Annotated in this window: 24 protein-coding genes and 1 tRNA gene; 9 read left to right on the forward strand and 16 right to left on the reverse strand. The window is 63.6% G+C overall.

The window, feature by feature from the left end:
* The first annotated feature begins 52 nt into the window (after positions 1–52).
* The 4 genes from EFAMC1_RS04145 (at position 53) to EFAMC1_RS04160 (ending at position 3013) form a co-directional block, all read left to right on the forward strand.
* Complete coding sequence (locus EFAMC1_RS04145; protein ID WP_154053059.1) at positions 53–757, forward strand: hypothetical protein; 705 nt, start codon at positions 53–55, stop codon at positions 755–757.
* A gap of 12 nt (positions 758–769) precedes the next feature.
* Positions 770–1447: a PTS transporter subunit IIC gene (locus tag EFAMC1_RS04150; RefSeq protein ID WP_154053060.1), complete on the forward strand. Its 678-nt coding sequence runs from the start codon at positions 770–772 to the stop codon at positions 1445–1447.
* Positions 1425–2132, forward strand: coding sequence for a class II aldolase/adducin family protein (locus tag EFAMC1_RS04155; protein ID WP_154053061.1), 708 nt, complete (start codon positions 1425–1427; stop codon positions 2130–2132). Before EFAMC1_RS04150 ends, EFAMC1_RS04155 begins: the two co-directional genes overlap by 23 nt.
* A 92-nt stretch (positions 2133–2224) precedes the next feature.
* Complete coding sequence (locus EFAMC1_RS04160; protein ID WP_154053062.1) at positions 2225–3013, forward strand: hypothetical protein; 789 nt, start codon at positions 2225–2227, stop codon at positions 3011–3013.
* 150 nt (positions 3014–3163) lie between these two features.
* Here the strand turns inward: EFAMC1_RS04160 and EFAMC1_RS04165 are convergent, their stop codons facing one another.
* The 12 genes from EFAMC1_RS04165 to EFAMC1_RS04220 all read right to left on the reverse strand — a co-directional run bounded on the left by EFAMC1_RS04165 (position 3164) and on the right by EFAMC1_RS04220 (position 15940).
* Positions 3164–3829 (reverse strand): DUF4956 domain-containing protein, encoded by a 666-nt coding sequence (locus tag EFAMC1_RS04165; protein ID WP_154053063.1) that lies wholly within the window; start codon positions 3827–3829, stop codon positions 3164–3166.
* Positions 3807–4622: a polyphosphate polymerase domain-containing protein gene (locus tag EFAMC1_RS04170; protein ID WP_154053064.1), complete on the reverse strand. Its 816-nt coding sequence runs from the start codon at positions 4620–4622 to the stop codon at positions 3807–3809. Before EFAMC1_RS04170 ends, EFAMC1_RS04165 begins: the two co-directional genes overlap by 23 nt.
* On the reverse strand, positions 4609–6378 hold the full coding sequence (locus EFAMC1_RS04175; RefSeq protein WP_154053065.1) for a CotH kinase family protein: 1770 nt from the start codon (positions 6376–6378) through the stop codon (positions 4609–4611). Before EFAMC1_RS04175 ends, EFAMC1_RS04170 begins: the two co-directional genes overlap by 14 nt.
* The gene (gene pelG, locus EFAMC1_RS04180) at positions 6368–7912 is read right to left on the reverse strand and encodes an exopolysaccharide Pel transporter PelG (protein WP_154053066.1); all 1545 of its coding nucleotides are present in this window, start codon (positions 7910–7912) and stop codon (positions 6368–6370) included. The genes EFAMC1_RS04175 and pelG overlap by 11 nt, the downstream gene beginning before the upstream one ends.
* 3 nt (positions 7913–7915) lie before the next feature.
* Positions 7916–9343, reverse strand: coding sequence for a GT4 family glycosyltransferase PelF (pelF, locus tag EFAMC1_RS04185; RefSeq protein WP_154053067.1), 1428 nt, complete (start codon positions 9341–9343; stop codon positions 7916–7918).
* Positions 9340–11220 carry a DUF2194 domain-containing protein gene (locus EFAMC1_RS04190; RefSeq protein ID WP_154053068.1) on the reverse strand — a complete coding sequence of 627 codons (1881 nt, stop codon included), beginning with the start codon at positions 11218–11220 and terminating at the stop codon, positions 9340–9342. Before EFAMC1_RS04190 ends, pelF begins: the two co-directional genes overlap by 4 nt.
* Entirely contained in the window at positions 11217–12122 is a 906-nt protein-coding gene (locus EFAMC1_RS04195) for a tetratricopeptide repeat protein (RefSeq protein WP_154053069.1), read from the reverse strand. Before EFAMC1_RS04195 ends, EFAMC1_RS04190 begins: the two co-directional genes overlap by 4 nt.
* Positions 12119–13732, reverse strand: coding sequence for a DUF4118 domain-containing protein (locus tag EFAMC1_RS04200; protein ID WP_187324554.1), 1614 nt, complete (start codon positions 13730–13732; stop codon positions 12119–12121). Before EFAMC1_RS04200 ends, EFAMC1_RS04195 begins: the two co-directional genes overlap by 4 nt.
* Positions 13626–14258, reverse strand: a complete 633-nt coding sequence (locus tag EFAMC1_RS04205; protein ID WP_154053071.1) for a hypothetical protein — start codon at positions 14256–14258, stop codon at positions 13626–13628. The genes EFAMC1_RS04200 and EFAMC1_RS04205 overlap by 107 nt, the downstream gene beginning before the upstream one ends.
* A 338-nt stretch (positions 14259–14596) precedes the next feature.
* A tRNA-Met gene (locus EFAMC1_RS04210) sits at positions 14597–14673 on the reverse strand.
* Positions 14674–14908: 235 nt separating this feature from the next.
* Positions 14909–15181, reverse strand: coding sequence for a GNAT family N-acetyltransferase (locus EFAMC1_RS04215; RefSeq protein ID WP_154053072.1), 273 nt, complete (start codon positions 15179–15181; stop codon positions 14909–14911).
* 84 nt (positions 15182–15265) lie between these two features.
* Entirely contained in the window at positions 15266–15940 is a 675-nt protein-coding gene (locus EFAMC1_RS04220) for an NAD(P)H-dependent oxidoreductase (protein ID WP_154053073.1), read from the reverse strand.
* Between the two features lie 265 nt (positions 15941–16205).
* Between EFAMC1_RS04220 and EFAMC1_RS11180 the strand changes: the two genes are divergently transcribed.
* Both EFAMC1_RS11180 and EFAMC1_RS04225 read left to right on the forward strand, forming a co-directional pair.
* Positions 16206–16466, forward strand: coding sequence for a hypothetical protein (locus EFAMC1_RS11180; protein ID WP_154053074.1), 261 nt, complete (start codon positions 16206–16208; stop codon positions 16464–16466).
* Positions 16388–16852, forward strand: coding sequence for a hypothetical protein (locus tag EFAMC1_RS04225; protein WP_187324559.1), 465 nt, complete (start codon positions 16388–16390; stop codon positions 16850–16852). The genes EFAMC1_RS11180 and EFAMC1_RS04225 overlap by 79 nt, the downstream gene beginning before the upstream one ends.
* Before the next feature lie 160 nt (positions 16853–17012).
* Here EFAMC1_RS04225 and EFAMC1_RS04230 read toward each other — a convergent pair whose 3' ends face one another.
* Entirely contained in the window at positions 17013–17219 is a 207-nt protein-coding gene (locus EFAMC1_RS04230; protein WP_154053075.1) for a hypothetical protein, read from the reverse strand.
* 107 nt (positions 17220–17326) lie between these two features.
* Between EFAMC1_RS04230 and EFAMC1_RS04235 the strand changes: the two genes are divergently transcribed.
* Together EFAMC1_RS04235 and EFAMC1_RS04240 are read left to right on the forward strand one after the other, a co-directional pair.
* Positions 17327–17593 (forward strand): hypothetical protein, encoded by a 267-nt coding sequence (locus tag EFAMC1_RS04235; RefSeq protein WP_154053076.1) that lies wholly within the window; start codon positions 17327–17329, stop codon positions 17591–17593.
* A 78-nt stretch (positions 17594–17671) separates the two neighbouring features.
* Positions 17672–18859 carry a toxic anion resistance protein gene (locus EFAMC1_RS04240; RefSeq protein WP_154053077.1) on the forward strand — a complete coding sequence of 396 codons (1188 nt, stop codon included), beginning with the start codon at positions 17672–17674 and terminating at the stop codon, positions 18857–18859.
* 495 nt (positions 18860–19354) lie between these two features.
* Here EFAMC1_RS04240 and EFAMC1_RS04245 read toward each other — a convergent pair whose 3' ends face one another.
* Complete coding sequence (locus tag EFAMC1_RS04245; protein ID WP_154053078.1) at positions 19355–21529, reverse strand: HelD family protein; 2175 nt, start codon at positions 21527–21529, stop codon at positions 19355–19357.
* Positions 21530–21929: 400 nt separating this feature from the next.
* Between EFAMC1_RS04245 and EFAMC1_RS04250 the strand changes: the two genes are divergently transcribed.
* A complete protein-coding gene (locus EFAMC1_RS04250) occupies positions 21930–22940 on the forward strand; it encodes a nucleoid-associated protein (protein ID WP_154053079.1) in 1011 nt (336 codons plus the stop codon).
* A 149-nt stretch (positions 22941–23089) separates the two neighbouring features.
* On the opposite strand, the gene bilS is transcribed toward EFAMC1_RS04250, so the two are convergent.
* Both bilS and EFAMC1_RS04260 read right to left on the reverse strand, forming a co-directional pair.
* Positions 23090–23617, reverse strand: a complete 528-nt coding sequence (gene bilS / locus EFAMC1_RS04255) for a flavodoxin family protein BilS (protein ID WP_154053080.1) — start codon at positions 23615–23617, stop codon at positions 23090–23092.
* Between the two features lie 209 nt (positions 23618–23826).
* Positions 23827–24342 carry a PaaI family thioesterase gene (locus EFAMC1_RS04260; protein WP_154053081.1) on the reverse strand — a complete coding sequence of 172 codons (516 nt, stop codon included), beginning with the start codon at positions 24340–24342 and terminating at the stop codon, positions 23827–23829.
* Positions 24343–24353 lie beyond the last annotated feature (11 nt).

Consider the following 24353-nt stretch of genomic DNA (forward strand, 5'->3'; position numbering starts at 1 on the left):
TCGGGGCGCTCGTGCGGGCGTCCCGACCTCTCTGGACGGGGGTCGCGCCCACATGATCTGGTTCACGGCCGACACGCACTTCGGCCACGCCAACGTGCTACGGTTCACCGACCGCCACGAGCGCTGGAACACCATCGAGCAGATGGACACCGGGTTCGTGGCGAACATCAACTCGTGCGTGGCACCCGGCGACGACCTCTACGTGCTGGGCGACTTCTCGTTTAAGCTGGATGCCGAGCAGGCCCGGGCCATCCGCGAGCGAATCCGCTGCAAGAACGTCCACCTCGTGCCGGGCAACCACGACAAGGACTGGACGCAGGATGAGGTGGCGGGCACGTTCATCGTGGAGCCGCCGATCGTCAAGCTCAAGAGCCAAGGCCTCAAGCTGATGCTTTGCCACTATCCCATGGTCGACTGGGAGGGGCTGGGCCACGGGAGCATTCACCTGCACGGCCACATCCACGCGCCGGCGGCGTACAACGAGTGGAACCGTGCCAACCGCGTGCTGCGCTTCGACGTGGGCGTCGACGCGAACGGCTACCTTCCCGTGAGCCTGGGGCAGGTTCGGGTGTTCTTCAAGGGCGTCGAGCATCGGCACCGCGTGTCGCGCGAGCAGTGGCTGGCGCTGGCTCGGGCGGGGGAGCTGGAGGTCGGGGCCGGCCTGCTTGCGTCGGAGCTGCCCGATGAGCTGCTGCCCGAGAGCGTCGCGCCCGCGGCCGCCTCGCTGGATGCCGAGTCGCGCGGGGGCCGGAGGTAGGGCCTTCCCCGCGTGCGCCCTACGCCCACTCGAAGTGCAGCGAGGGCACCTCTCCCCACGGATTGTGCGGAATCGCCTGGTAGAGCAGGGCCTCGCGCGAGACGGGAGCGGAGCCGGAGGCATCCTCCGCCGGGACGGCGAGCGCAAAAGAGCAACAAGGATAAGGGCCGCAAGTGGTATCTCGGTGTCAACCCTGCCGTTGGCGTGGGCGAGACTGCGACGCTTACGACGGGCCTGCTCTGCATCCCCCTGCTGCTTGCCGTTGCCTTCACGCTGCCTGGCAACCAGGTGCTTCCCATGGTCGACCTCATCACGCTTCCCTCGATGAGCATCGTGTTCGCCTGCACTTCCAACGGCAACATCCTCAAGAGCACCATCATGGCCATCGTGTGGTTTACGCTCGTCCTGTTTGTCTGCTCCTTCGTCGGTCCTTACTACACGGAGGTTGCGAAGGGCGTCGGTGTCGAGATTCCCTCGAACGCGCTCATGATCTGCTCGTACGTGATTCTTGCCAAGCCGGTGCTCGGTGCCATGTTCTTCGCGTTCCTCTCTGGCAACCCGCTCATCATCGCCGCGGTCGTGGCGCTCTACTTCGTGCTCTACTTCCTCTTCCGCAAGAACAAGGACGCCGTGCAGGACTTCATCGAGCGCCAGGCCCTCATGGGAAGTGAAGACGTTGAAGCTGCGTAGTGAGCGCGAGCAGGTGGTCGAGCTTTGCCAGCGGATGGATGCGGACGGGCTCACCGTGGGCACGAGCGGAAACATCAGTCTTCGTGACCCCGTGACTGGCCTCATCGCGGTCTCCCCATCGGGTCTGCCCTATGGCGAGATGACCGTCGAAGACGTTGTGGACGTCGACATCGAAGGCAACGTGGTCGAGGGAGAGCGCAAGCCCTCGAGCGAGACAGACATGCATCGTCTTGTCTACGTCGCTCAGCCCGAAGCTGGCTGCGTCATCCACACGCATTCCCGAGCGGCTACCGCGCTTGCATGTCTCGAGCATGACCTGCCGCTCATTCATCCGAACCTCTCATGTGCGGCGGGGTCAGACCTGGAAGCAGGGGTTCGCTGTATGCCCTTCATGCCTTCGCACACGGTCGAGTTTGGCGAGGCGGTCGTGAAGACGCTTGGTGATACCCATGCGCTGCTTTTGGGTCATCACGGTCTCATTGCGTCTGGACCGGATGGGGCGTACGCGTACAACGTCGCCTCAGTTGTCGAGTTCTGCGCTGATCTCTATCTCTCGGCTCAGGCCCTGGGCGAGCCCCGAGCGCTTTCGGTCGAGGAGTCTGCCGACACGGCTGGCATCTTCGCGAGGGCACGAGAGCGTGCCAAGGCGAATGCGGAAAGACGTAAAGCAGCCGCTCGGTCCTAAAAAGGAGACAGAGGCCCCCGGCATCACAGGATGTCGGGGCCTGATTGGACAAGGCAGACAAAGTCTGCGATTGGCAAGACAGGGGAGGGGCAATGAGCGAGAACGCCGGGTTGAGAAGGGTGCCTGGAGGCGGGATGGATACCGGGCGGGCAAGGGCGATGGTTGACCTGGGGTATGCGGGTTTGTACCTGCTTGCCCTTACCGGAGCTCATCTCTGGTCTGCGCCGGCTCTGTTTGTCATTGCCCTTTTTGTCCTGTTGAAAATCGTGATGACGGACTTCAATCTCATCAGTCGCGACCTGGCCAATCGCACGGCCGGATTGCTCGCCGTCATGTCATTGGGCCGCATGGCGTTGCTGGTGATCTGTGACGTCTTCTGGCCCAAGGTGATTGGGCTATCCTTCGATCTTTCGTGGGTGGTCAGTCTGATTTGCGTGACGGTGCTTGTTGCGGGGTCTACCGCGCTGGTCATCGCCGAGCAGCATCTCGAGGACTTGTGGAGGGACTCGGGTACCGAGGACTCCGCTCCACGAGAGGTGGGATATAGCAGTCTTCCCGGAATGGCCAGGTGGAGGATTGCGGCGAATCTAGCCTGCGGAAGGACGTCCTTCGAGATCGAGGACCATGGGTTCTCCTATGCGGTCGAGGCAGGGGACATCTCCGATTCCCACGATACGATGGTGAGGAGGGTGCTTCTTGTCGTTTGCGTGCTGGTGATTACCGGATCTGCATTCCTCTACTCATTGCTTCGCCCCGAGCTTGGCCTTGTTGTACTTGCGGGTGGATGTGCCGTTGTCATTGGTGCGCTGGCGCTTTGGGTCCGTGCCTTCCGAGGCCGCGTTGCGCTTGCGCAAGGGGAGATTCGGGTGCAGGAGCGTTGATCGAAGGATAACGGCATCATTTCGTCTGTTCTTGCGGAGAGGAGTGACGTGTACTTCACGTACGCGAGCGACGGTTTGAGCGGCAGATTGCCCGACAGATGCGCGCGCAGCGCCGGCCGGCCCGGCGTTCGTAAGAACGCCGGAACCAGATTACCCATGGTATTCGCCGTTGTATTGGATGAGCGTGAGGTCCTCTACGCCGTCGAGCGCACGGACCGCGTCCGCATAGGGCATGTCAACGCCGTCCGAGAACACCTCGACGGCCATCTCCACCTTGTCACCGCGCATGGTCTTGGACTTCACCGTGAACTTGGTGCGACCAAAGGCACGCACGATATCGTCGCCCGTGGTCTGGCCCGTATAGTGGATCACCATCATGTACACGCGCGCCTTGTCCTGGTGCGCCGCAAAGCCCGCGATCATCACCACGATCACCACGGCAGTAAGCCCCACGAGCGCATACATACCGGCGCCCGCCGTAATGCCCGTGGTAATGGCCCAGAACAGATACAACAGGTCGAGCGGGTCCTTGACCGCCGTACGGTAACGCACGATCGACAAAGCACCCACCATACCGAGCGAGATGACCACGTTGGTCGAGATTGCGAGCGTCACCATGCAGGTGAGCACGCACATGCCCACGAGCGTCACGGCAAAGCTGCGCGAGTACACCACGCCCGTAAAGAAACGCTTGTACACGTGGTAGATCAAAATACCCATGGCAAGCGCCACGAGCAGCGACAGGCCGATCTTAGCAGGGTCGACCTGACCAAACGCCTCCAGAACGGAGTTCTTAATAAAGTCCCTGGTGCTCATGGCTAAGTATCCCCTCGGTTCCCAAAGACCGATTCCAATAATCAAATCCGCGCAGGTAGGCGGTCTTTTCGTAGCACAGGCAGTACTTGGAGACCGCCGTGAGCTCTGCGGCGCCCGGTGGCACCATATCGCGCACCAGCTGCGGGCAAAACTCCGTAAACTTGACCTCCATCACCAGCTTGCCAGGTTCTAGCACCGGAAGCGCGGGCAGCGTTGGGTCAAAGATATCGAAGCTTCCCACCGCGGCGCGCACATTGCTATCAAACGTAATGCGCACCGTGCCCTCGTCCATCACCCACGGCTCGCGCTCGTAGTCCACGATGGTCCGCGGCCGCATCGTGTTGCAGATGCACTCGATGTAGAACTCGCGGCATAACTGGTGCGGACTGCGCAGCAAAAAGTCGTAGTCGCCCGCCAGAATGAGCTCGAACTCGTCGCGGGTGAGCGGCGCGTCCTCCTTGTAGATCCAGCTGCCGTACTTCTTTTTGCGCTCGAGCTTAATCACCTTGTCGCTGCCGTTATAGATGCGCACGCGATACTTTTTGCGCATGAGAATGCCAGCGTCCTTTTCCTCGTACGCCGAGTTGCGGTAATCATCAAAATACAGGCTGCGGATGGTATAGCCGCCCGCCTGCGCATGCTTGTCCAGTTTAAAGATCGGCGCCATGCGGCAGGCCAGTGCGGTATGCTCGCCCTCGTTGATAAGGTATTTGAGCTCGTGGCGATAGCTCTCCTGCGCGGTGCGTGCGGGCGGAGCCGCCAGGAGCTCAAGCAGCGCGCTAGCCCTCCTCATACGTATCCCCCACGACCTTGCCGCCGTCCTGCACGTAGAAGCACAGCATGCCGTACTGTTTGCCGTCGTCAGTCACGTAGTAGTCAAACGCATCCTGCGTATAGCCGTCCGCATTGGTGGCGCGCACGCGCACAAAATACTGGCCGGCATTGGGCGCATCGCAGGTCACCTCGGGCAGCAGCACGTCCTCGGCCTTAAAGACCACGTCGCTTATGGCATAGTCGCGCGCCAGCTCCACGGTGTAGCGAATGTCACGCGCCTCAAAATCGTAGGAGGCATCCCAATTGATGCGCAGCTTGCCGTTTTCGATCTGCGGAATGCCAATATAGAACGGCATGGGTTTCTTAAAGCTCTCGCGATAGCTCTTGTAGTTCTCCTCGACCTCGGCCGGAATCGCCGCGGCAATCTGCTCGTATTCGTCCTTGGTCACGGGCAGGTTAGCGATATCGGGCGACGCAAACACCAGCGGCTCGGTTAGCTCGCGATAGTGCTCGACCATCTTGGCCAGTCGCTCCTCGGTCAGATACGAGCGCAGGTCCTCGACGGCGTGGTCGAGCTCGCTGCGGAACGACTTGCTGCGCAGCGCGCGGTTAAACAGCACGTTGCCCCAGTAGTTGCTTACGCCGCGCTCCCAGCTGGCGTAGTCCGAGAACCCGGTAAGTGACAGCTCGAGCTTGCGCAGCATGCCATCGTTATCCCAGTCCAGGAAGTACCAAACGTTGGAATTGAGCGGGCTGTACAGATAGCAGTTGCGGTTCTGCGTATCGCAGTTGCCCGTCAGAATCTGAAACGCCATCCAATAGGTCAGGTTCTCGGTATCAAAGTAAGTGTCGAGCACGTCGTCGATCTCTTGCGATTCGTCGTTGAGCGCGTCGAGCATCTCGATGAGCTTGGCGTGGTTCGAATCGCCCTTGATTTCGAGCATGCCCTCGAAGTCGGCCTGATTGTAGTCGGGGTCATCGGCAAGCTTAATCATCTGCTCGTAGCGATGGAAATCGAAGCTGTTCACCTTGTACAGATGCCCGCTCTTATCGAGCCCGTGTGCCTTCAACGCCGTCTTGTTGAGCTGTTCCACCTGGGTAAACAGTCCGTAGTCCTCGAAGGTGTCGTTGGACTTTTCGGTCTGGTCGCACACCCACAGATGTACAAACTGCGTGCGCAGGCCCATCATCTGGGGAACGCCGCGAATAAGGTCATAGGCCATCTTGTTGCGAAAGCGCATACCCTCGCCCATATGCTTGTTGAGCGCAATGGAGCGCTGCTGGCGCCAGGCGCCCTTGCCCTTTTTGAGCTCCACCTTGTAGCTCTTTTGCGTGTAGGTACTCGACGTTTGGCCGCGCACCTGCACGGTGGCGTTGGGCGCTTCCTCGCCATAGCCCACCTCGCCGGCCACCGGGCCCTTGTCATCGCCCGGCTGCAACAAGCCCATAACCCGGTAGCGCGTCACACCCATGTCGGCGTAGTCATAGACCGAGTACGTGTTGATCTCGGCCCAGGAGTGATCGGTATTCTCGGAGCTGTTGCCGCGCGAGACCGTCAGGTACATGGTCACAATGCCCGAGTCATCGTAGACCTCGTACAGCTCGTCCTTATCGCGCAGGTGCTTGGACTGGTCGGACACCTCGGCCTTTTTAATCTCGCCCTGCTTCTTGGCCTTTTTGGTCGAGGAATCGTCCCGCGCAGAGCAGCCCGAAAGCAGCAGCATGCCGGCAGCCACCTCAATCAGGCGACGACGAGATATCATCCTATCGGTCATCAGGACCTCCCCAGTGGTTGCGATACACGCGGACCACCATGCGCTCAAATGCGCCGTGCGGCTCAGCGCCCTCGCGGCGAGTCTCATAGCGCTGCTCGGCATGGTCGAGCAGTCGGCCCAGCTCGGTAAACCAGCCCACCTTGTCGGTCGCCACAATGGGCTGCCGGCTCAGGACACGATACGGCAAGGTGGCAGTATAGGTGTCGAGCCGCAGCAGCGACACGAGAAAAAACACCGCCGCGCCCAACAAGAAGCCAAAGCCGTAGAACTGCTGCGGAAAAAACAGCGACACGACGGTCGCCAGCCCGGCCACGCCGGCAAACAGGCCCGAGGCCAGCACGGCCCCCTTGTAGTCGGTAAAGTACAGCAAGACGAGCATCACCGTATTGCCCACGGCATACAGGCCATAGGCCACGCATAACGTGCGGAAATACCCGTGCATAAGGTTGTTAAAGCCCAACGGCAGGGCCGAGAGCACCGTGGTCTCGAGCGAGATCACCGCCGCCGTCACAAACAGCTGCTTGAGCGCGCAAAAGCGCAGCTCGCTGTTGAGCGTAGCGAGCATCTCCTCCTCGGCCACCATAATGTCGCCCACTACGCCGCCGTCGTTGAACAGGCTGTAGTAGTCGCGGTAACGCGGATAAAAAATCACCTCGACCGACACCACAAAGTTGACAGTCGTGACAAGTATCGTCAAAAACGCGATGAGCGCCGGCACGTCGTGATAGGGTGCACCGTAAAACAAGCCCTTGACCTGCACGCCGATGGGACCAGCCCAAATAATCACCAGGTGCGCAAAGAGTCCCAGATTGGTAAACAGACCCGTGAGCGCCAACGGCAAAAACTGGTCGAGCCACTGCAAAAAGAGCCAGGGGCTGCGCTTGCTCTGCGGAAAATACCGGTACAGCAGCACCACGTCCCAAGCGAGCATGACGCCGTAGCCCAGGGCGATCGACGCCAACAGGCCCTCGACCGGCGGCAGGCCCAGCGCCAGCGCGCACAGGGCGCATGCGCACGCCACGCCAATGGCAGCCGCAAAGCTGCACAGAATACCGCGGTAGTCTTTGATGGCGGTGAGGTAGCTCATGCCGTTCCAGTTGACGATCATAATGTTGAACAGCCACAGGCACAGCAGCCCCTGCAGCAGCGTAGCGCCCGAGAACAGCAAGAAGATGCCATAGAGCGCCGTACCCACGACCAACATGATGGCGTTAGAGCCCCAAAACGAAGGCAGGACCTCCTCCTCGCGCTCGGCAAACAGCATATCGGCCAAAAAGCGCGTGACGGGCATGGAGAAAAAGCTCGTGAGCGTGAGCGACGCCAGCAGCGTATAGGTCACCATGCACACCAGCAAATCCTGGTTGGCGGGACCGATGCCCCACAGGCTGCACAGCACCAGAATGCCCACCTGCAGCAGCACGCCCAGCAGCATGGGACCCGTGCACACGATGCCGGCGTAGCCATAGGCGCGCATGGTGGCAAAGAGGCCCTTGCGCTTAAACAGGCGCTTGAGCTCAAATCCAATTCCGGCCATGGGCTATCCCTCCTTCCGCGGCAGGTCGTGCGCGCGAGCCGTCTCGTCGTAGAGCGCGCGGTAGTTGGCGAGCATCTGCTCGTGCAGGTAATAGGTCGCCACGCGACGCTGGCCACGCTCCCCCATCTCCAGGCGGCGAGCACGGCTCGCGCACATGCGTTCCATGGCATCGGCCAAGCCCTTGCGATACATGGGCGGGCTCACAAAGCCGGCCACGCCAAAGTCATCGCCGGGGGCGCCTTCCAGCAGCTCGCGGCAGCAGCCCACCTCGGTTGTCACGCAGGGACGACGGGCGGCCAGCGACTCCAGCACGCTCAGGGGCTGGCCCTCGGAGATGCTCGTCAAGATGGTGAAGTCGAGCTTTTGCATGTACTCGACCACGTCCACGCGGCCGGTAAAGATCAGGTCGCGCACGCCCAGGGTCTCCACCAGCGCATGGCACTCGGCGCCGTATTCTTCGTCATCCACGCCGCCCATAATGTGCAGGCGCACCTTTGGCAGGCGCTCATGCAGCTCAAAGAAGGCGTAGATCATGGTCTTGACGTCCTTGATGGGCGCCAGACGCACCACCGCGCCAATGTCCACCCAGCCGTCGTCGGGCTTAAGCGGAATGTCCTTAAAGCGATCAAACTGAATGCCGTTGGGGATGACGGAGCACTTGGACGCGTCGCAGCCCATGTCGATCTGCGTCTTGCGCGCATTGTGGAACAGGCTCGTCACGCGAAAGGCGCGACGATAGATCTCCTCGGACAGCATGTAGAAAAAGCGAATCCAGCGGTCCTTAAACGACGGCACCACCCAGTCGGCGCGGATGATCTCCTCCTCGCGCTCGCGGGTGTAAATGCCGTGCTCGGTGAGCAGCGCCGGCGCGTCGTTCATGCTGGAGCCCAGGCTTGCCAGCAGGCCGCCGTAACCGGTCGATATGGCGTGGTACACGTCTGCCACCGGCACCTCGCTGCCCAGCAGGTAGAGCACCGGCAGCAGCATGGAGCGCATGGTGTGGAAGGCGTCCGCAAAGGGAATGTAGGGATACTCTGCCAGGCACACATCGCGGAAGATGTCCATAAACGTACGGCTCTGCAAAAACGAGAGCGGATGCACGCGGCGGCGCTGGAAGATTTCGAAGAGCACGTCCCAGTCCGGATTGGACAGCGACACCAGGCGGCGCAGCGCCTCACGCTCGCGGTCGTCAAAGCTGGCCTCGCGCTGCTCGCCCGAGAGACGCAGCGCGTCGTCCAGGAACACCTCGTGCACCTCGACGACATTATCGGGCAGCTCGTAGACAAACTTACCGCGATCCTCGGCGTGGGCGCCAATCACCCACAGCACAAACTCGTGCTCGGGCATGGCCGTAATGTAGCCGTGCATCCAGGTGGAAACGCCGCCGTGCACATAGGGGTAGCAACCCTCGAGCACCAAGCAGATTCTCATCGATCGCCACCCTCCTTGCGCTCGATCATCACCGTCTTGTCATTTGCCTTGAGCAGGTACAGATTGCCCGTTAGGTGCGTCAGCTCGCCGCCCGAGACCGCCCCCGGCACGCCGTCGTTGGCGCGGAACATGAGCCACGCCTCGTCGTAAAAGTTGCCGAGCGTCACGGTCCAGGCGTCCTCGCTCGCATCCACGTCCACCGTCACCGACGAGAAGCGCTGAATCGCGCCCGAGCACTCCGAGGCCGTCTGGCTGCGCAGGTCGGGAGCCGCGGTACTGAGCCAATCCAGGTAGTCCACCAGGCCGCCCTTGTAGGCCTCCCAACCTTGCCTGGCGCCGCGGTCGGGGTCAAGCAGGTCATCCGGGTGCATAAAGTGCGTGCTCACGTAGTGCATGTTGAGCTCGGACACGGCGGCCAGGCGCATATAGGCGTCGTCGACCATGCCGCCCGAGACAATACGCGGCTGCTCCACAATGCCATCGCTCGCCACGCCAAACTCCTGCACGTACGGCAGGTCGGTGCCGTCCTCAAAATACGTACTGGCGATGGTCTTGATGCGCGGAACGTCGGTGCCGATGATCTTGCGAGCGCGGGCCGAAAGGATATTCGACGGCGGCACGTAGACCGAGCCGTGCGCATTGGGCAGCACCTCGTCCTGGAAGGCGATCAGCTCGTTGAGCGCCGCAACGAGTGTCTCCTTGTTCTTCCACGTCTTGTAGTCGTACAGGGTGCCGTAATCGGTGTACGAGAGCGCCAGCGGCTGATGGTTGTAGCCATGAAAGCCCAGCTCGCCACCCATCTGCAGCAGCATGCCGCCAAAGTAGCGGAACTGCGTGGTATCGGCCTGGCGCGCGGGTTCAGTCTGGTCAACCGCGTCCTCGTAGTTCTCGATCATCACGCCGGTAAAGCGAATGTCGTATTTTTGCGCGAGCTTTTGCAGATCGGGCCACCAAACCTTGGCGTAAAAGTCGGCGATGGAAAGGCCGTAGTCGCGCTTGACGTAGGTACCGTCGCCCGAGGGTATGGGACTGGGGAAGTCGTCGAGGTAGAACACGGCGCTGTTGATGACCGGATAGGCCGTGGCATCGCCCAGCAGGCTGATCGCCGCGGCGTAAAAGCCACGCATAACCTTGTCGTAGATGCCGATATTGCACACCACGGTATGCCCGCTGCCGCAATCATTCGACCAAATGAGCGGAGCGCCCGCATCGCCGGTCGTCGCCCACACGCGAGCCGTCTCGCGCAGCGAGACGGAAAGCGATGAATCGAAGGGGTCCGAGAGTTCGTAGCGTTGGCCGCCGCCAATCATAAAGTCCTTGCTCGGGACGATGCTCTCGGCCGTCACATAGTCGTAGCCCATGGCATCGATGCCCAGCTTGGGGGCAACGGCCTGCAGGTAGCTGGTGTTATCCGGCGTCATGCCCAGCATGAGCGAACCACCGGCGCTCACCCAACTCATAATGTCGGTCAAGTGCGTACCGAGCCCATCGAGCGACGGCATGAGCAATATCACGCGATCGAACGAAGTGAGCGAGGGAATCGAGTCCACGCCGTCGCTGGCGATATCCACATCGCGGTGGGCGATTTTCATGTCCAACATAATTTGGTCGAACTGGCTTTTAACGTCGTCAACACCAGCTTGGCCCGAGTCGGTAATGACCAGGCACGTGGGCTTTTGGCCAAAGATTGCCGAGGAGGCCGGCACCGCGTCGTTGGCGGCAAGCATGCCCAACTTGTGCTGCCCGGCGCTGTACTGCACACCGGCGCACTCGATAAACAGCACGGCAGCCATGGCAATAAAGGCCGCCCACACCACAAACAGGCCCATCCAGCGAAAGCGGCCGGCATGGTCGCGAATACGGTTCACTACGCTCATCGGGCCTCCTCCTCATCGCGCCAAAATGCCAGTTCCTCGCGGTTCTTGGCGTTCAAATACACATGTCGCTTGTCGATCGCATCGATCAAGTGGCGAATCTCGTCACCGTCGCGACGCATCACGGCAAGACGAAGGCAGAGCATCCAAACGTCCTGTTCCTCGGGTGCGTCGAGCACCAGCTGGCTAGTCACGGCCTGTGCCTCATCGATCTGTCCCGTGTCGGCCAGGGCCGCGGCATATCGAATGCGCAGTTCAAAGGAGTCTTCGCGATTACAGCGACGAGCAAGCAGACGCGCATACTGCTGGCGCTGGATCTGAGCCACGCGGCCCTCGGCCAAGCCCGAGTCCAAGTATTCACCAAGAAAATCGCAGTATGCGATGAGGTTTTGCGCATTCGGATCGGCCTTAAAGGCACGTTCCAGCTGCTGCAATGTAAGGTCGGACTCCTTGGAGATCTGCGCCACGGCCGTCGCGGCATAGTGCGCGACCTCCACATCGTCGTTGAGCTTGGCGGCCTGCAGCTGCGCCAGGTACACATCCGGGTCCTCGGTGAGCACGGAGAGTATCAGGCGTCGGCGATCACCCGGGTCGTTGACGACCAGTGCCTCCTCGAGCGGCACCACGCCGGCATCGTCCTCGCGGTCCCGCACCAACATGCTGCGATGCAGGTCATCAGTAATGCGCAGCGACTCCAGCGTGCTGTCCTTGAGCGCGTCACCAAACACCAAGCTTCGGGCGCAGAGCAGTACCACCAGCAGCGGACCCCACAGGGGCACGAGTACCATAACAGCGAGCATATGGCCGCGCACCGGGAGCAGGCCCCGCTTCATGAGGGTCCACAGCACGAGGCATACCAGCGCATGGATCAGCAGCAGCGCTGCGGAAACGACGAGCGAGATCAAGCGGCATCTCCCTCATCGGCGTGGTCGGCAGGGGCGATGCGCTGCAACAGCGCCACAACACCCTCGCCATCAACAGGCTCAACGGCAATCTGCTTGGCTGCCAAGCGTTCTCTTATAACGCATAGGTCCTCATCGCGGGCTTGGCGCATGAGCAGGTAGGGCGTGCCGCCATCGACCAGCCCCGCCGCATCGCTCTCGCGAATCGCCGAACCAATGGTCCCGACGAGCTCTCCCACGGGCTCTGTGCCCGGCACCACACGCAGGAGCAAATAGCTCCCCATTTTGTTGTCGCGCAGCGCCTGCTCCGCTGCGAGTTCCCGGGCAAAGGGCTCCTGCTTGAGCACGCACGTGCCCGTTATGCAGCGCTTTTCCTGCGCCATGGCCTCGTAGTCAAAGGCACGGACCAGCGCGCGTTCCACCAGCCCGCACAAAATGCGGAAGATGTTTTGGTGGTATAGCGTCATTTGGCTCTCGGCCAGGTCACGCACAAAAATCAGGACCGTAGGCGCCCCGTCGTGCTCGACGATGTAACCAAACATGGGGAGCCCCGGCGTCAGCGCACGGTTGACCCACAGCCCCGAGCGCGCGCCCTCAAAAATGGGCTCGAACTCTTGCAGCGAGAGCGAGCGGGCGACATCGAACGCAATCTCCGGACTCGCCGCAACCAGGCGCACACGCGACCCGCCCGCGACGCAATAGATCGTCACCGAGTCGTTCTCCAAAAGCTCGCCCAGCAGCTTGCAGCACTTGCGAAAGATGTCGCGCGGGTTGAGCACGTCGAGTTCCTGCGTCACGGCGAAAATCTTGCCAAAGCTGTCGTGGCTCCCCACGATCTGGCGCTTGAAGGCGCGCTTGTCCTCCACGGCGTCGCGATAGAGCCGGGTAAGATAATCGTTGCGATTTCGAACGAGTTCGTTCGCGTCGCGCTCCACCTTGAGCGCCTCGCTGTTGCGCAGCTGCACGTAGCCGCACACGGCGCCCACCAAAAAGTACGCGGTAAACGGCAGCCAGTTAGAGGGCTCGTAGAACAGGCCCTGAAAGGTGAGGTTGTACTGGGTAAAGTAGCTCGCCGCCAGGCCAACCGACGCCAGCAATGCCGCGACCAGGCCAAAATCAAGCCCATACAGCGTGCCGATCAGCACCACATACAGCAGGCGGTAGTCGAGCACGTTGAGCTGAGCAGACTGCGAACACACCAGCTCAAGACCCTCAAAGAGGACCCAGGCCAGCGCGGTCTCTAGGCATTTGATGGGCAGCGTCCGCTCGCGCATGCGGTCGATGGCGGCACGCAGCGGATGGCGCTTGCCCGCGCGGACCTGCTCCCAGCGAGCGTGTATGGTCGAAAGGTCGCGCAGCACGTCAAAGCGCTGGAACCACCCGTAGCGCGTGCGGACGGTATCGCTCGGAGCAATGGAGACGGAGACATCCCCGCTGTAGCTAATGTCGAGCCCCGGGAACAAGCCCTTGAGCGCCTCGCCCAGGTCGCCCACTGTGTGGGCAAAGCTATCCGGGACCTCGAGCTCCTCGAAAGTGGCATCCCAGCTGTCGAAGATGCGACGCACCAGAACGGCCAGCTCCTCGGCGCAGAGGGCGCCGAGCGGCGAGCCCACCCCCCCCCCTCAGGGTAACGGAGCCTTGCGAGCACACCTCGAACAGCGTGGCCAAAAAAGGGTCCTCCAGCGTGGGCGAGGCGGTATACAGGTACGGCACGCGCAGGATCTTGACCTGGATGCCGTCGTGGGCCGCATAGTAGCGGCACAGGTCGTTGGCCGCACGGGCAATGATGCCCTTGCCGGTTTGTCCCACGGCGTCCACCGCGCCGTCCGCTCCCATGGGACCAGTCGCAAACAACAGCTGGACCTGGTGACCCATGCAAGCTCGAATAACGGAGCGCAGCAGCTCGATGTCGCCAACAACCTCGGTATATGGCGTGAGATAGGCAGAAAGGTAGACCACGCGGTCGAATTCGTAAGCCTGGTCCAGGCGCTTCATCAGCTCTTTCCAAGACGCATAGGGCGATGACCCGTCGCGGCGCGCTTCGTTGGCCGCCACGACCTGCACATGGTCACCGGGAAACGCCTTGGCACAGAAGTCGTCATCGACATATGCGGTATTGCCAACAACCAGCACTTCCACCGTGCGTTCCCTCTTCCCAAATTTGCCTTTTGCCAAAGTTTGACATGCGTGAGTATTTGCGCGTTTCCGTACGTTGTCAATGTGGGCCAAAGGGGCAACTATAAAGCTGTTTTAGAGGCTTCGGCAGTTTGTGTGGTAGAGAGCACGCAACGCTAAGCCGCTTTCACTGGGTATCACGCAAAAGCACGCTATATCACGCCGATACATACACGGATATCCACACGGTCGCCCGTGGACACCTACACGGTCACCCGTGGACACCTACACGGTCGCCCGTTTTCAGCAGCAGATAAAAGAAAAACGCCTGACTTGTTTTACCAGTTCAGGCGTAAAGAATTTGGTCGCGGGGGCAGGATTTGAACCTACGACCTTCGGGTTATGAGCCCGACGAGCTACCAGACTGCTCCACCCCGCAATATGTTGGGTGCGCCTCAGCGCAGAAAAACAATATACGCGCCGCTGCCGACAGGGTCAATGGGGGAGTTCTGTTTGTGAAGGCTTCTCCACAATTGAGCTTCAGGCTGTCATGTCTCCGGCTGTCATGTTGGCTGAGCCTCCGACTGGCCCGCCGGCCCCGGCCTCATAACCCGCAGGCCGGGGCGCGCCGACCACCTAAAGCCCGCAGGCCGAAGCGCGCCAATCGTCTCCGCTTAGGCCAGCAGGTCCTTGTGCTCCGGGTGCTTCTCGAACCAGCGTTGCGCGTACGAGCAGCTCGTCCGCGCATGCAGCCCGCGCGTGGCGATGGTGTCCACCGCATGCTCGAGCAGCCTGCCCGCGATGCCCTGGCCCTGTAGCGAGGCGTCTACCTGCGTGTGGTTGATGTCGACCACGCCAGGCTCCACCTCGGGGAAGGTGACCTCGGCGAGGATGGTTCCGGCGTCGTCCACGCACTCGATGGCGTAGGGCTTGGCAACGAACTCCATGGTCTGGCCCCTTTCGGTCTTGCTGACGGCGTTTCTCGCGCCGTTTCGGGGATGGCAGGCGGGCTGCCGTCCCGGCTGGTTAGGCTAGCGGACCCACTCCACGACCTCCTCGATGGGGCGGCGCGTCTTCACGACCGGGCGGTGCGTCGCGTCGTGCACGCCAAACTGCACAAGCACCGAGATGCCCCAGTCGTCTTTGTTGTAGAGCCCGTGGCCCGCGAGCAGCTTCTCGAGGCCGTCGCGGTTGTAGCCCTCGATGGGCGTTGCGTCCACGCCCAGCAGGGCCGCAGCCGTGAGCATGTTGGCAAGCGCGATGTAGGTCTGCTTGCCAGCCCAGTCAAAGAGCGTGCGCTCGTTGTCAAGAACGTGCAGGTCGTCGCACTGAAACTTCGCGAAGGTCTCGAGACGCGCCTGCTCGTCGGCCTCGGAGAGCCCCTGGATATCATGGGCGATGTGGTGCACCCAGGCGCTCTCGGCCGTGACGTCGCGCCGGGCCAGGATTACGACGGTGCGGTCGGCGTTGCGCTTGGCGCCCCAGGCCTGCTCGCGAATCTCGTCCACGAGGCCGGGCCGCTCGATGACGAGCAGCTTCCAGGGCTCGAAGCCAAAGGAGCTGGGGGAGAGGCGGGCGGCCTCGAGGATGGTGGCAAAGTCCTCGTCCGAGACGCTGCCTTCGGGGTCGTAGCGCTTGCAGGTAAAGCGCCTGGTGAGGGCGTCGATGAGGGTCTTGCCGTTGGACTCTTCCTGCTGGTTGCCCATGGTCTTCTCCTTTTGAGTGCGCGAGGGATGCGCGTTCGGGTTGCGGGCGTGCGGTCGTGCGCGGGTTGCGTGTGTGCGGCCGTGTGTGGCTTGGGCATGCGGGGCAGCCATGTCCGGCGTGCGCCACAGTCACCCGAGTCTGGCCGTGTAACCTGCGTGTACCCAACGCGGGCGAGCCTGAAGCAGTCGGGTTGGCGCCGGCGTCGCCTCGCTACGGCACCCTGCCGAGGCGCGCGCGAATGTGACAAATCATCCGGAAGAAAATGTGACGCAGTCCAACAGCGGCGCCTCGGCCTACCTGGCCTTCCTTACGGCGCTCGCGGGCAAGGACACGCCGCCCATGGCCGACGAGCTCGCCGCCACCACCCTCCAGCAGAAGATGGAGTCCCTGCTCTCGGGCGTGGACCGCTCGAGCGGGTGGGGCGGCGCACGGGCCTCGGCGGGCGCGTGGCCAATCCTGACGACGACGGCGTCAAGCAGACGTTTCACGCCGACTGGGGCATCTCGGCCGACGCGGGCGTGCTGAAGGCCGCGCCCATGCCGGCGGCCGACGTCACGACGCAGGCCCTCGACCTCTACCAGACGAAGCTGCGCTGCCCCTCGCTCACGATCTGGGTGGTCGACTACTCGGGCTCGATGCGCGGCGACGGCAAGAAGGGCGTGGTAGACGGCTTCACGCAGGCGCTCGACCCGACCGAGTCGGCCAAGTCGATGATCCAGCCCACCGACGGCGACGCGAACGTCCTCATCCCGTTCTCGAGCCACGTCATCAACGCCATAGTGCCGACGCCGACGCCGTCCAGGCCCACGCCGATCGCTCAGGCATGGACTTCCTCTTCCCCTCCTCGCAGGCGGCCGTCGCCAACGGGCAGGCCAAGGGCGTCTCGGCCCAGTCGAGCGACATCATCCTGAACTCGCCCATCGTCATCTATACCTACAAGGATGTCGCCGACGCGCTCGTGGGCTCGGGCATCATGAGCAAGGACGGAGACACCTACAAGCTCGACGCCGCCGCGGCCGTCGACGCGATGGTGGCCGACAAGAGCTGGGCTGACCTAGGGTACGCCAACGGCTACGGCCAGTTTCGCATCGACAGCACCGACCCGGCCAAGTCCAACTCGGGCAACGAGTGGGCCGCGCTTGTGGCGACGGTGCTCAACGGCGGGCAGCCGGCGACGGCCGACAGCGTGGCCCGCGATGCCGACAAGATCCGCGCCATCTTCCAGAAGAGCGGCTGGATGGAGACGAGCTCGGAGGACTCTTTCAGCCAGTTCCTCACCCTGGGTGAGGGCTCCAAGCCGATGATGGTGGGCTACGAGAGCCAGGTGCTCGACCTCGCGGTGGAACCAGCCCGACCTCTACAAGCAGGTCAAGGACAGCCTGGTCGTGGCCTACACCACGCCCACCGAGTGGAGCACGCACGTGCTGGTCTCGCTCGACGACAACGGCGACCGCCTGCGCGACTTCCTCAAGAGCGACGACGTGCAGAAGCTGGCGTGGGGGCGCCACGGGTTTCGCGGGGCCTCCCAGCTGGGCACGGACAGCGCGAGCCGCTTTGGCGTGCCCGGCATAGCCGAGCGCGTCCCGGCGGCGGTGGAGCTGCCCAACAACGACGCCATGCAGGAGCTCGTCGGCGTGGTGGGCGGCAAGTAGCGAAGGTGGCGGGTGCCTAGGGGCAGCCGTCATCCGTTGGGTATCAGGTAACAAACCACATCGAGCTTGGAGGCTCACATGGCAGACGAGACCAACCCTCAGACCACCCCACAGCCGGTGCCGGCGACGACCAGGACCGCGCCGCAGTTCACGCTGGCAGACCTCACGGCCGCGGCCAAGGCCGAGGTGCCCCAGCCGGTGGAGGCGCAGGTCATCGACAGCGCCGACAACGAGCCCGCGGTGAGGCTCTTGCCCGAGGACCAGCGGCGTGCCGACGAGCTCGCCGCCAGCATCGACTTCCGCAAGGACGGCATCGAGAGCAGCTTTGGCCGCGACGCCCAGCTCTCCATGACCGACTTCGCCGACAACGTGTTGGCCAAGACCCGTAGCAAGGACACGGGCGACGCCGGCGAGCTTCTGCGCGAGCTCCTCGGCACGGTCGACGACGCCGAGCTCAAGGGCGTCAAGCAGGTGCCTATCATCGGCCAGGTGGTCGTGAGCATCGACAAGCTGCGTCGTCGCTACCAGAAGGTCGCCCCGCAGATCGACGAGATCGTGGGCAGGCTGGAGCGCGCGCAGGCGCAGATGGTGCGCGACATCGCCCTCTACGACACCATGTACGACAAGAATGTCGAGCAGTACCGCCAGCTCAAGGTCTACGTCGCCGCCGGCAAGAAGGCCCTGGCCGACTTCCACGCCAACACGCTGCCCTCCATCGAGGCCGAGGTCCAGGCCAGCAACGACCCGATGAGCGCGCAGGTGCTCAAGGACTTCAAGGACAAGCTCGAGCGCTTCGCCAAGCGCCTGGACGACCTCGACCGCGTGAGCGTCGTGAGCCTGCAGATGGCGCCGCAGATCAAGATCCTCCAGAGCGCCGACAAGACCATCTCCGACAAGATCGACACCACCATCTCCACCACCATCCCGCTGTGGAAGTCGCAGATGGTCATCGCGCTGGGCCTTGCCAACCAGCGCAAGGCGCTCGACCTGCAGCACGAGGTGGACGAGACCACGAACAAGCTGCTCAAGGCCAACGCGGCGGCGCTGCACCAGGGTGCGGTGGACGCCGAGCGCGCCAACCAGCGTGGCAGCGTCGATATCGAGACGCTCCAGCAGGTCAACCAGCAGCTCATCGCCACGCTTCGCGAGACGATGCAGATCCAGCAGGACGGGCGGGCCAAGCGCGAGGCGGCCGAGGGACAGATGCGCCAGATCGAGAGCGACCTCAAGCGGGCGCTCCTCGAGAATGCCCAGGCACGTGGGTGAGATGTGGGTCTAGCTGCGAGTTCGGGCCGGGGCGTCACATTCCTCCTTTCGGGGTCACTTTGCTTCGCAAAGTCCCAAAGCCCCTCATTGCGGAATGTGGCGCCCCGGCCCTCTACGTTGTTGGGGGCGCTCGCGGTGGGGTGTTCTCGATGCCGTCTGGTCGGTCGACAGCGTTTTTTGTTGTTGGTGGGGCGAGTGCTGTGGATTTGGGAAAAACTATTCCGTTATCTAGATTTTTGCTCATGCCTTCAAAGTAGTCGTCAAATGCCCGCTTTCGCTTGCAGGGGTTTTCTTGAGGTTGATGGGCTGCCTACTTTGACGGTGCCCCGAAAAGTCTAGATAACGGAATAGTTTTGCATGTTGAGGTGGCGGCGAGGTTCCGGGACGCTTGTCGTGCCCCCGAGTCTGCCGATTATCAAAAAAGCCGCCCCGTTCATTGCATGAGCGGGGCGGCTTGGCAATGGCAAACTAACCGGCTGGCTCGTTGGCATAGTCCTACTCGTTGGTGACCAGAAGGGGCGTCAGCTCGCCTTGGGCCAGGATGGTCACCTGGTGCATCGCGCGAGAGATGGCGGTGTAGAGTCGGCGGCGCGAGAGCGGCGTGTCGGGGTAGGTCTCGGCGCTCGCGTCCGGGATGACGACGTGGTCGAACTCGAGGCCCTTCGCGAGGCGCAGGCTCATGAGAACCACGCCCGCCGCCGGCAGCTCCTGGTCGTTCTTGATGACCTGCACGAAGTCGGGAAGCTGCTTTTTGAGCCAGCTCACGGCGCCGTCGTCGGTGGCCACCACGGCTGTGAGCCCCTCGGCGTCGTGGGCGGCCTCGACAGTCTCGCGCAGGGCCGCGAGGAAGGCGTCCTTGTCGGGCAGCGCCTCGATGCGCGGGGCCACGCCGGCGCGGTGCACACTCGCGAGCCTCACGGCCTCGTCGTGCTCCACCAGGCCGCTGAACAGGGCCGTGATCTCGGGGCTCGAGCGGTAGCTCGTGAGCAGGCGGCACTCGCCCACGCTGCCGTGCGTCTTGGTGAACAGCTCGCGGATCTGCGCGAACGCGGCCGTGCCCTCGCGGATGGCCTGGTGCTCGTCGCCCAGCATGAGGAAGTGCGCGCGCGAGAAGTGGCGCGCCAGCACCATGAGCTGCGTGAGCGTGTAGTCCTGCACCTCGTCCACCATGACGTAGCGCGCGTCCTTGTCGCCCCGCCCGGTCACAAGGAGCCGCAGGTAGAGCCACTCGCTGGCGCTCACGGCCTGGGAGTCCAGCATGCGCATGGCCACGCGGTCGAGGCGTAGCCACGCGAGTCGGTCCACCTCGTCGTGCGCGGCGGCCAGGCGCTGCTCGAGCCACTTGCGCGTGAGGGCGACGGTCTGCGTCTCGGTCTCGGGGCTCACGGTCTCGCCGAAGAAGCGCACCTGCTCGTCCACGTCGAGGCCGAGCATCTCCTCCTGCAGCTCCTCGTCGCGGGCCATGGTGGCGATCTTTCGGCTCACGCGGTCGTGGAGGTCGTCGGTCACGAGGGTGCAGAAGCGCGGGCCCACGCCAAAGCGAGCGAACTTCTCCACGGCGGCCGCCACCTGGCCGTTCTTGAGCAGGGTCACGTCCTCGCAGCGGATGTCGCGCAGGTCGTCGGGGCCCAGCACGAGGTTGGGCAGCTCCGCCTCGAGGCGCTCGAGGTTGGCCGAGTCGGTGCGCTCGCCCAGGTCACGGCCGCCGGCACCCTGGGTCTCGCAGAAGTCGCGCCAGGTGTAGACCTGCGGGTTCGCCTCGCCCATCGAGGGCAGCACGTTGTCGATGTAGTGCTCGAACACGGCGTTGGGGCCAAAGAGGTGCACCTGGCTGGGGGAGAGCGTCTGACGCTCGCGGTAGAGCAGATACGCGATGCGCTGCAGCATGACGCTGGTCTTTCCCGAGCCCGCGATGCCGTTCACGAGCAGCGCCGGCACGTCCTCGTGGCGCACGACGAGGTTCTGCTCGCGCTGGATCGTGGCCGTGATGTCACGGAGCTTCTCGGAGTGATGGCGGCGCAGCGCTCCCAGAAGCAGCGAGTCCTGGATGGCCACGGTGGTGTCGAAGTAGGCGTTGATCTTGTTGCGCGTGATGTCGAACTGGCGGCGAAGCTCGAGCTCCACGGTGCGGACGCGGCCGTTCACGGTGTAGCTCGTGGTGCCGTTCTCCTGGTTGTAGTACGTCTCGGCGACGGGGTTTCGCCAGTCCACGATGAGAGGGCGGCTGCGCTCGTCGGTCATGCCGGCCGCGCCGATGTAGACGTCGCGCGCGGGGCGGTCGGGCGCCATCTTGAGGCGTACCTTGGCGAAGTAGGGCTGGCGCAGGAGGAGCAGCACGCGGCGCAGCTTATCGACGGAGAAGTCGTGGTACTGGTTGTAGGCATCGATGACGGCGTTGAGCGTCTCGATGGCGGCGAGTGTCTCCATGACCTCGTCGTAGGCTACGCCCGAGACGTCCGGGCGAATCTCGGCGGAGAGCTCGCGCAGGTCGGCCGCGGCGTCGGCGTGGCCGTGTTCGAGGGAGTCGGCGAGCTCGTCGCGGATGCTCTCGAGCTTGGCGTAGATGGTGTCGAGGTGGGTCTGCTCCTCGGCGAGGATGGGGTCGTCGGGCGAGTGCTGGGCCTGGGTCTCGTCGGTGGCGCCTAGCTGCGAATCGGTCGGGTCGCTCATGGTCCTCCGGTGTGCCGTCTGGTTGTGGCTTACTACTTTAGCGCACGGGTGGTCGGGCTGCGGTGGGTTGCGGGTGCCCTGGGCCTGCGGGCGTGGCCTGGGCCGGTAGATTGCTTGCATTCTTCGTTTTGGCGCACAATCAGTCCCTCGCGCGCCTCTATCGTGCAGTCACCGCGTGGTCCGGCGGGGGCGCCGCCGGGTTGCCGGCCCCCAGGCGGGCGGCGTCATCGCAAGTCCGGACGCATGGGGCCTACGCGGCGCGGGGCCCGTTCGCGCTATAGTTGTTGCCCGTTGCCGCGAGCGGCCGCTCGCGGTGTCGGGTACTGCGCATGACGCACCCGACACCCGACGCACGCAGCGCAAAGCCCCAACCGCAGCCCAGCCAGACCCGGAGGCACCCATGATTGTTCGCCTGAACAAGGCCATCCTGCACGTGCTCGACCTCGACTCTGCCATTAACGTGTACTCCAAGGCCGAGCTCGACCTCGAGGAAAAGCCGGTCAAGTCCTACGTCCAGAGCATCTGCCGCAAGGCCCTGGGCTCCACGGACTGCCGCCACGGCAAGTTCTCCGGGAGCTCGCAGCTGGCAACCAAGGTGAGCCGCTACTTCCACGACGCCGAGGAGTTCGCCCCGCTCACGGCCGAGATGGCGCAGTTCGTGTTCGGCGAGCTCCAGCGCGCGGACGGCGCCAAGTCGACCGACATGCTGCTGGCCGACTTCCTCGACGGCGACGATATCCGCTACCTGGGGCTCTTCCTGCTCGAGGGTAAGAAGGCATTCGTGCACGAGGTGAGCCAGGCGGGCACCATGGTGAGCTGCGACATCGTGCGCCGCTACGGCGTGCTGCCGGCCGCCACGCAGCGCCTCGCGAGCTGGGCGCTCGTGCGCGCCGACAACCTCGAGATCTCGTACGTGGACAAGGAGCGCAGCATCGATGGCCAGGACGTCATGGTCATCCCGGACGGCCTGTTCCAGTGCACGAGCGAGGCCAGCTCGCGCGAGACCATCGACTGCGTGACCGAGATCGTGGAGCAGATTGCCGAGGAGCACGGCGCCAACACGGCACTCGCGCTCTCCAAGGCGAAGGCCTACGTGGCCGAGCAGGTCGACGCGGACGAGTCGTTCTCGCGCGACGGCCTGGCCGAGCAGGTCTTTGCCGACTCCGAACCCTGCCGCAAGGCTTTCGAGACGGCGGCCGACGTGCGCCACCTGCCCGAGCGCGTGGCCGTGGACAAGCGCGCGGTGGCCCAGAAGCGCGTGCGCTGCCACCGTATCGTGACGGACACGGGCATCGAGGTGTCGTTCCCGGCCGAGTACGGCGAGAACCCCGAGTTCATCGAGTTCTCGACGGAGGCGAACGGCCTCATCTCCATCGAGCTCAAGAACATCGGGAGCATCGAGAACAAGTAGGGTGGGGCGCCGGGGCCGGTGGTCGCGGCAGCACGTGAGACGGCCGGCGCACTTGTCGGCCGGGCCTCAACAAGAAAGGCCGACTCCGTCGAGGAGCCGGCCTTTCTGCAAGCGATGGGGGCGCCCATCGGTGGCCCTGCGCCGTACGCCTACGCCAGCCCCGCCTCGCGCAGGTCGGCGTCGAGGGTGCGCAGGTCGTCTCCGTTGGGGTGGTCGAGCGCACGGTCGAAGTTCTCGATGAACATCTGCGCGCGCTTGGCCTCCTTGCTGTCGGGGTCGGCGGCCGCCAGCATGGCCACGTACCGCTCGCGGACGGGGGCCGGCATCTTGCCCTGGCACATGAACGAGCCGGCAAGCTCGCACGACGCGGGCAGGTCCTCCCTCATGCGCGAGAGCACCTGGTTGTAGTAGTCGTCCGAGCCGCCAAAGCCGCAGGTGCCAAAGAGGAAGACCCTGGCGCCGTCGAGCGCGTGGAGAAACTCGCGGACGTCCTTGGTGGCCGAGCCCTTGTCGTCCCACGAGCCCACGAAGACGATGTCGGCCTTGCGGGCGCCCTCGTCTGCCTCGGCCGGCGAGCCAAAGAACGCGCAGCCCTCCTCGCCCATGATGCGGCGGATGCGCTTGGCGATGTACTTGGTGTTGCCCGTCTGGCTTGAGAACACGACCGAATAACTCATGATGTCTCCCGTTACGGCGCCTCAAGGGCGATTTTTGGCTGGGACTCGATATATACCCAGTTGGAGACCGATCTTATGCAGGCGAGGCCGATGGGGGAGGCGAGCCTTCGGGCCGCGGGCCGTGCACGTATGCGAGGGGCACCCCTAGGCGGGGGTCCGCCGCCGATGTCGCGCATAGTCGGCGTCAACAATGTCTTGGCACGCAACACCTAGGCGGGGCCCGGTGCCGTGCGGTCGGGCTCGAGCAGGCCCATCACGAACATCGTGAGCGTGGCCACGGCGAGGGCGGCCCCGTCCTGGTTGGTGAGGGTCACCTCGTTCACGACGGTCGAGCGGCCCCAGTGCAGGTTGCGCACGCTGGCGCAGACCACGTCGCCCACGCAGCCACCGTGCAGGTAGTTGATGCTGGCCTGCTGCGTCACGCAGTCGAGCCCGCGCGAGAACACGAGCGCCGCACTCGCCGTGTCGCAGAGCGTGAACAGCCAGCCACCGTGGGAGAACCCGCGCAGGTTGAGCGACGACTTTCGCACGCGCGTGCGGATGGCGACGCTCTCGGGGGAGCACGAGACGACCTCGAGGTCCTCGAGGCAGGTGATGGGGTGCACCCTGTCGCGGATGTGGTGCGTAAGGCGGCTGAGCTGGGCCTCGTTGGCGGCTCGGCCGACCTCGCCCTCGGGGCGTCCGGGCCTGGTCTCGTTCTCGGTCTCGTTCTCGGTCTCGTTCACAGGTGCCTCCC

The sequence above is a fragment of the Olsenella uli genome (assembly GCF_901212675.1).
Classification (GTDB): Bacteria; Actinomycetota; Coriobacteriia; order Coriobacteriales; family Atopobiaceae; genus Parolsenella; species Parolsenella uli_B.

Coding starts and splice junctions, on each gene's coding strand:
- EFAMC1_RS04145 (WP_154053059.1), top strand. CDS start 53: ATGATCTGGTTCACGGCCGACACGCACTTCGGCCACGCCAACGTGCTA.
- EFAMC1_RS04160 (WP_154053062.1), top strand. CDS start 2,225: ATGAGCGAGAACGCCGGGTTGAGAAGGGTGCCTGGAGGCGGGATGGAT.
- EFAMC1_RS04165 (WP_154053063.1), bottom strand. CDS start 3,829: ATGAGCACCAGGGACTTTATTAAGAACTCCGTTCTGGAGGCGTTTGGT.
- EFAMC1_RS04170 (WP_154053064.1), bottom strand. CDS start 4,622: ATGAGGAGGGCTAGCGCGCTGCTTGAGCTCCTGGCGGCTCCGCCCGCA.
- EFAMC1_RS04175 (WP_154053065.1), bottom strand. CDS start 6,378: ATGACCGATAGGATGATATCTCGTCGTCGCCTGATTGAGGTGGCTGCC.
- pelG (WP_154053066.1), bottom strand. CDS start 7,912: ATGGCCGGAATTGGATTTGAGCTCAAGCGCCTGTTTAAGCGCAAGGGC.
- pelF (WP_154053067.1), bottom strand. CDS start 9,343: ATGAGAATCTGCTTGGTGCTCGAGGGTTGCTACCCCTATGTGCACGGC.
- EFAMC1_RS04190 (WP_154053068.1), bottom strand. CDS start 11,220: ATGAGCGTAGTGAACCGTATTCGCGACCATGCCGGCCGCTTTCGCTGG.
- EFAMC1_RS04215 (WP_154053072.1), bottom strand. CDS start 15,181: ATGGAGTTCGTTGCCAAGCCCTACGCCATCGAGTGCGTGGACGACGCC.
- EFAMC1_RS04220 (WP_154053073.1), bottom strand. CDS start 15,940: ATGGGCAACCAGCAGGAAGAGTCCAACGGCAAGACCCTCATCGACGCC.
- EFAMC1_RS04240 (WP_154053077.1), top strand. CDS start 17,672: ATGGCAGACGAGACCAACCCTCAGACCACCCCACAGCCGGTGCCGGCG.
- EFAMC1_RS04245 (WP_154053078.1), bottom strand. CDS start 21,529: ATGAGCGACCCGACCGATTCGCAGCTAGGCGCCACCGACGAGACCCAG.
- EFAMC1_RS04250 (WP_154053079.1), top strand. CDS start 21,930: ATGATTGTTCGCCTGAACAAGGCCATCCTGCACGTGCTCGACCTCGAC.
- bilS (WP_154053080.1), bottom strand. CDS start 23,617: ATGAGTTATTCGGTCGTGTTCTCAAGCCAGACGGGCAACACCAAGTAC.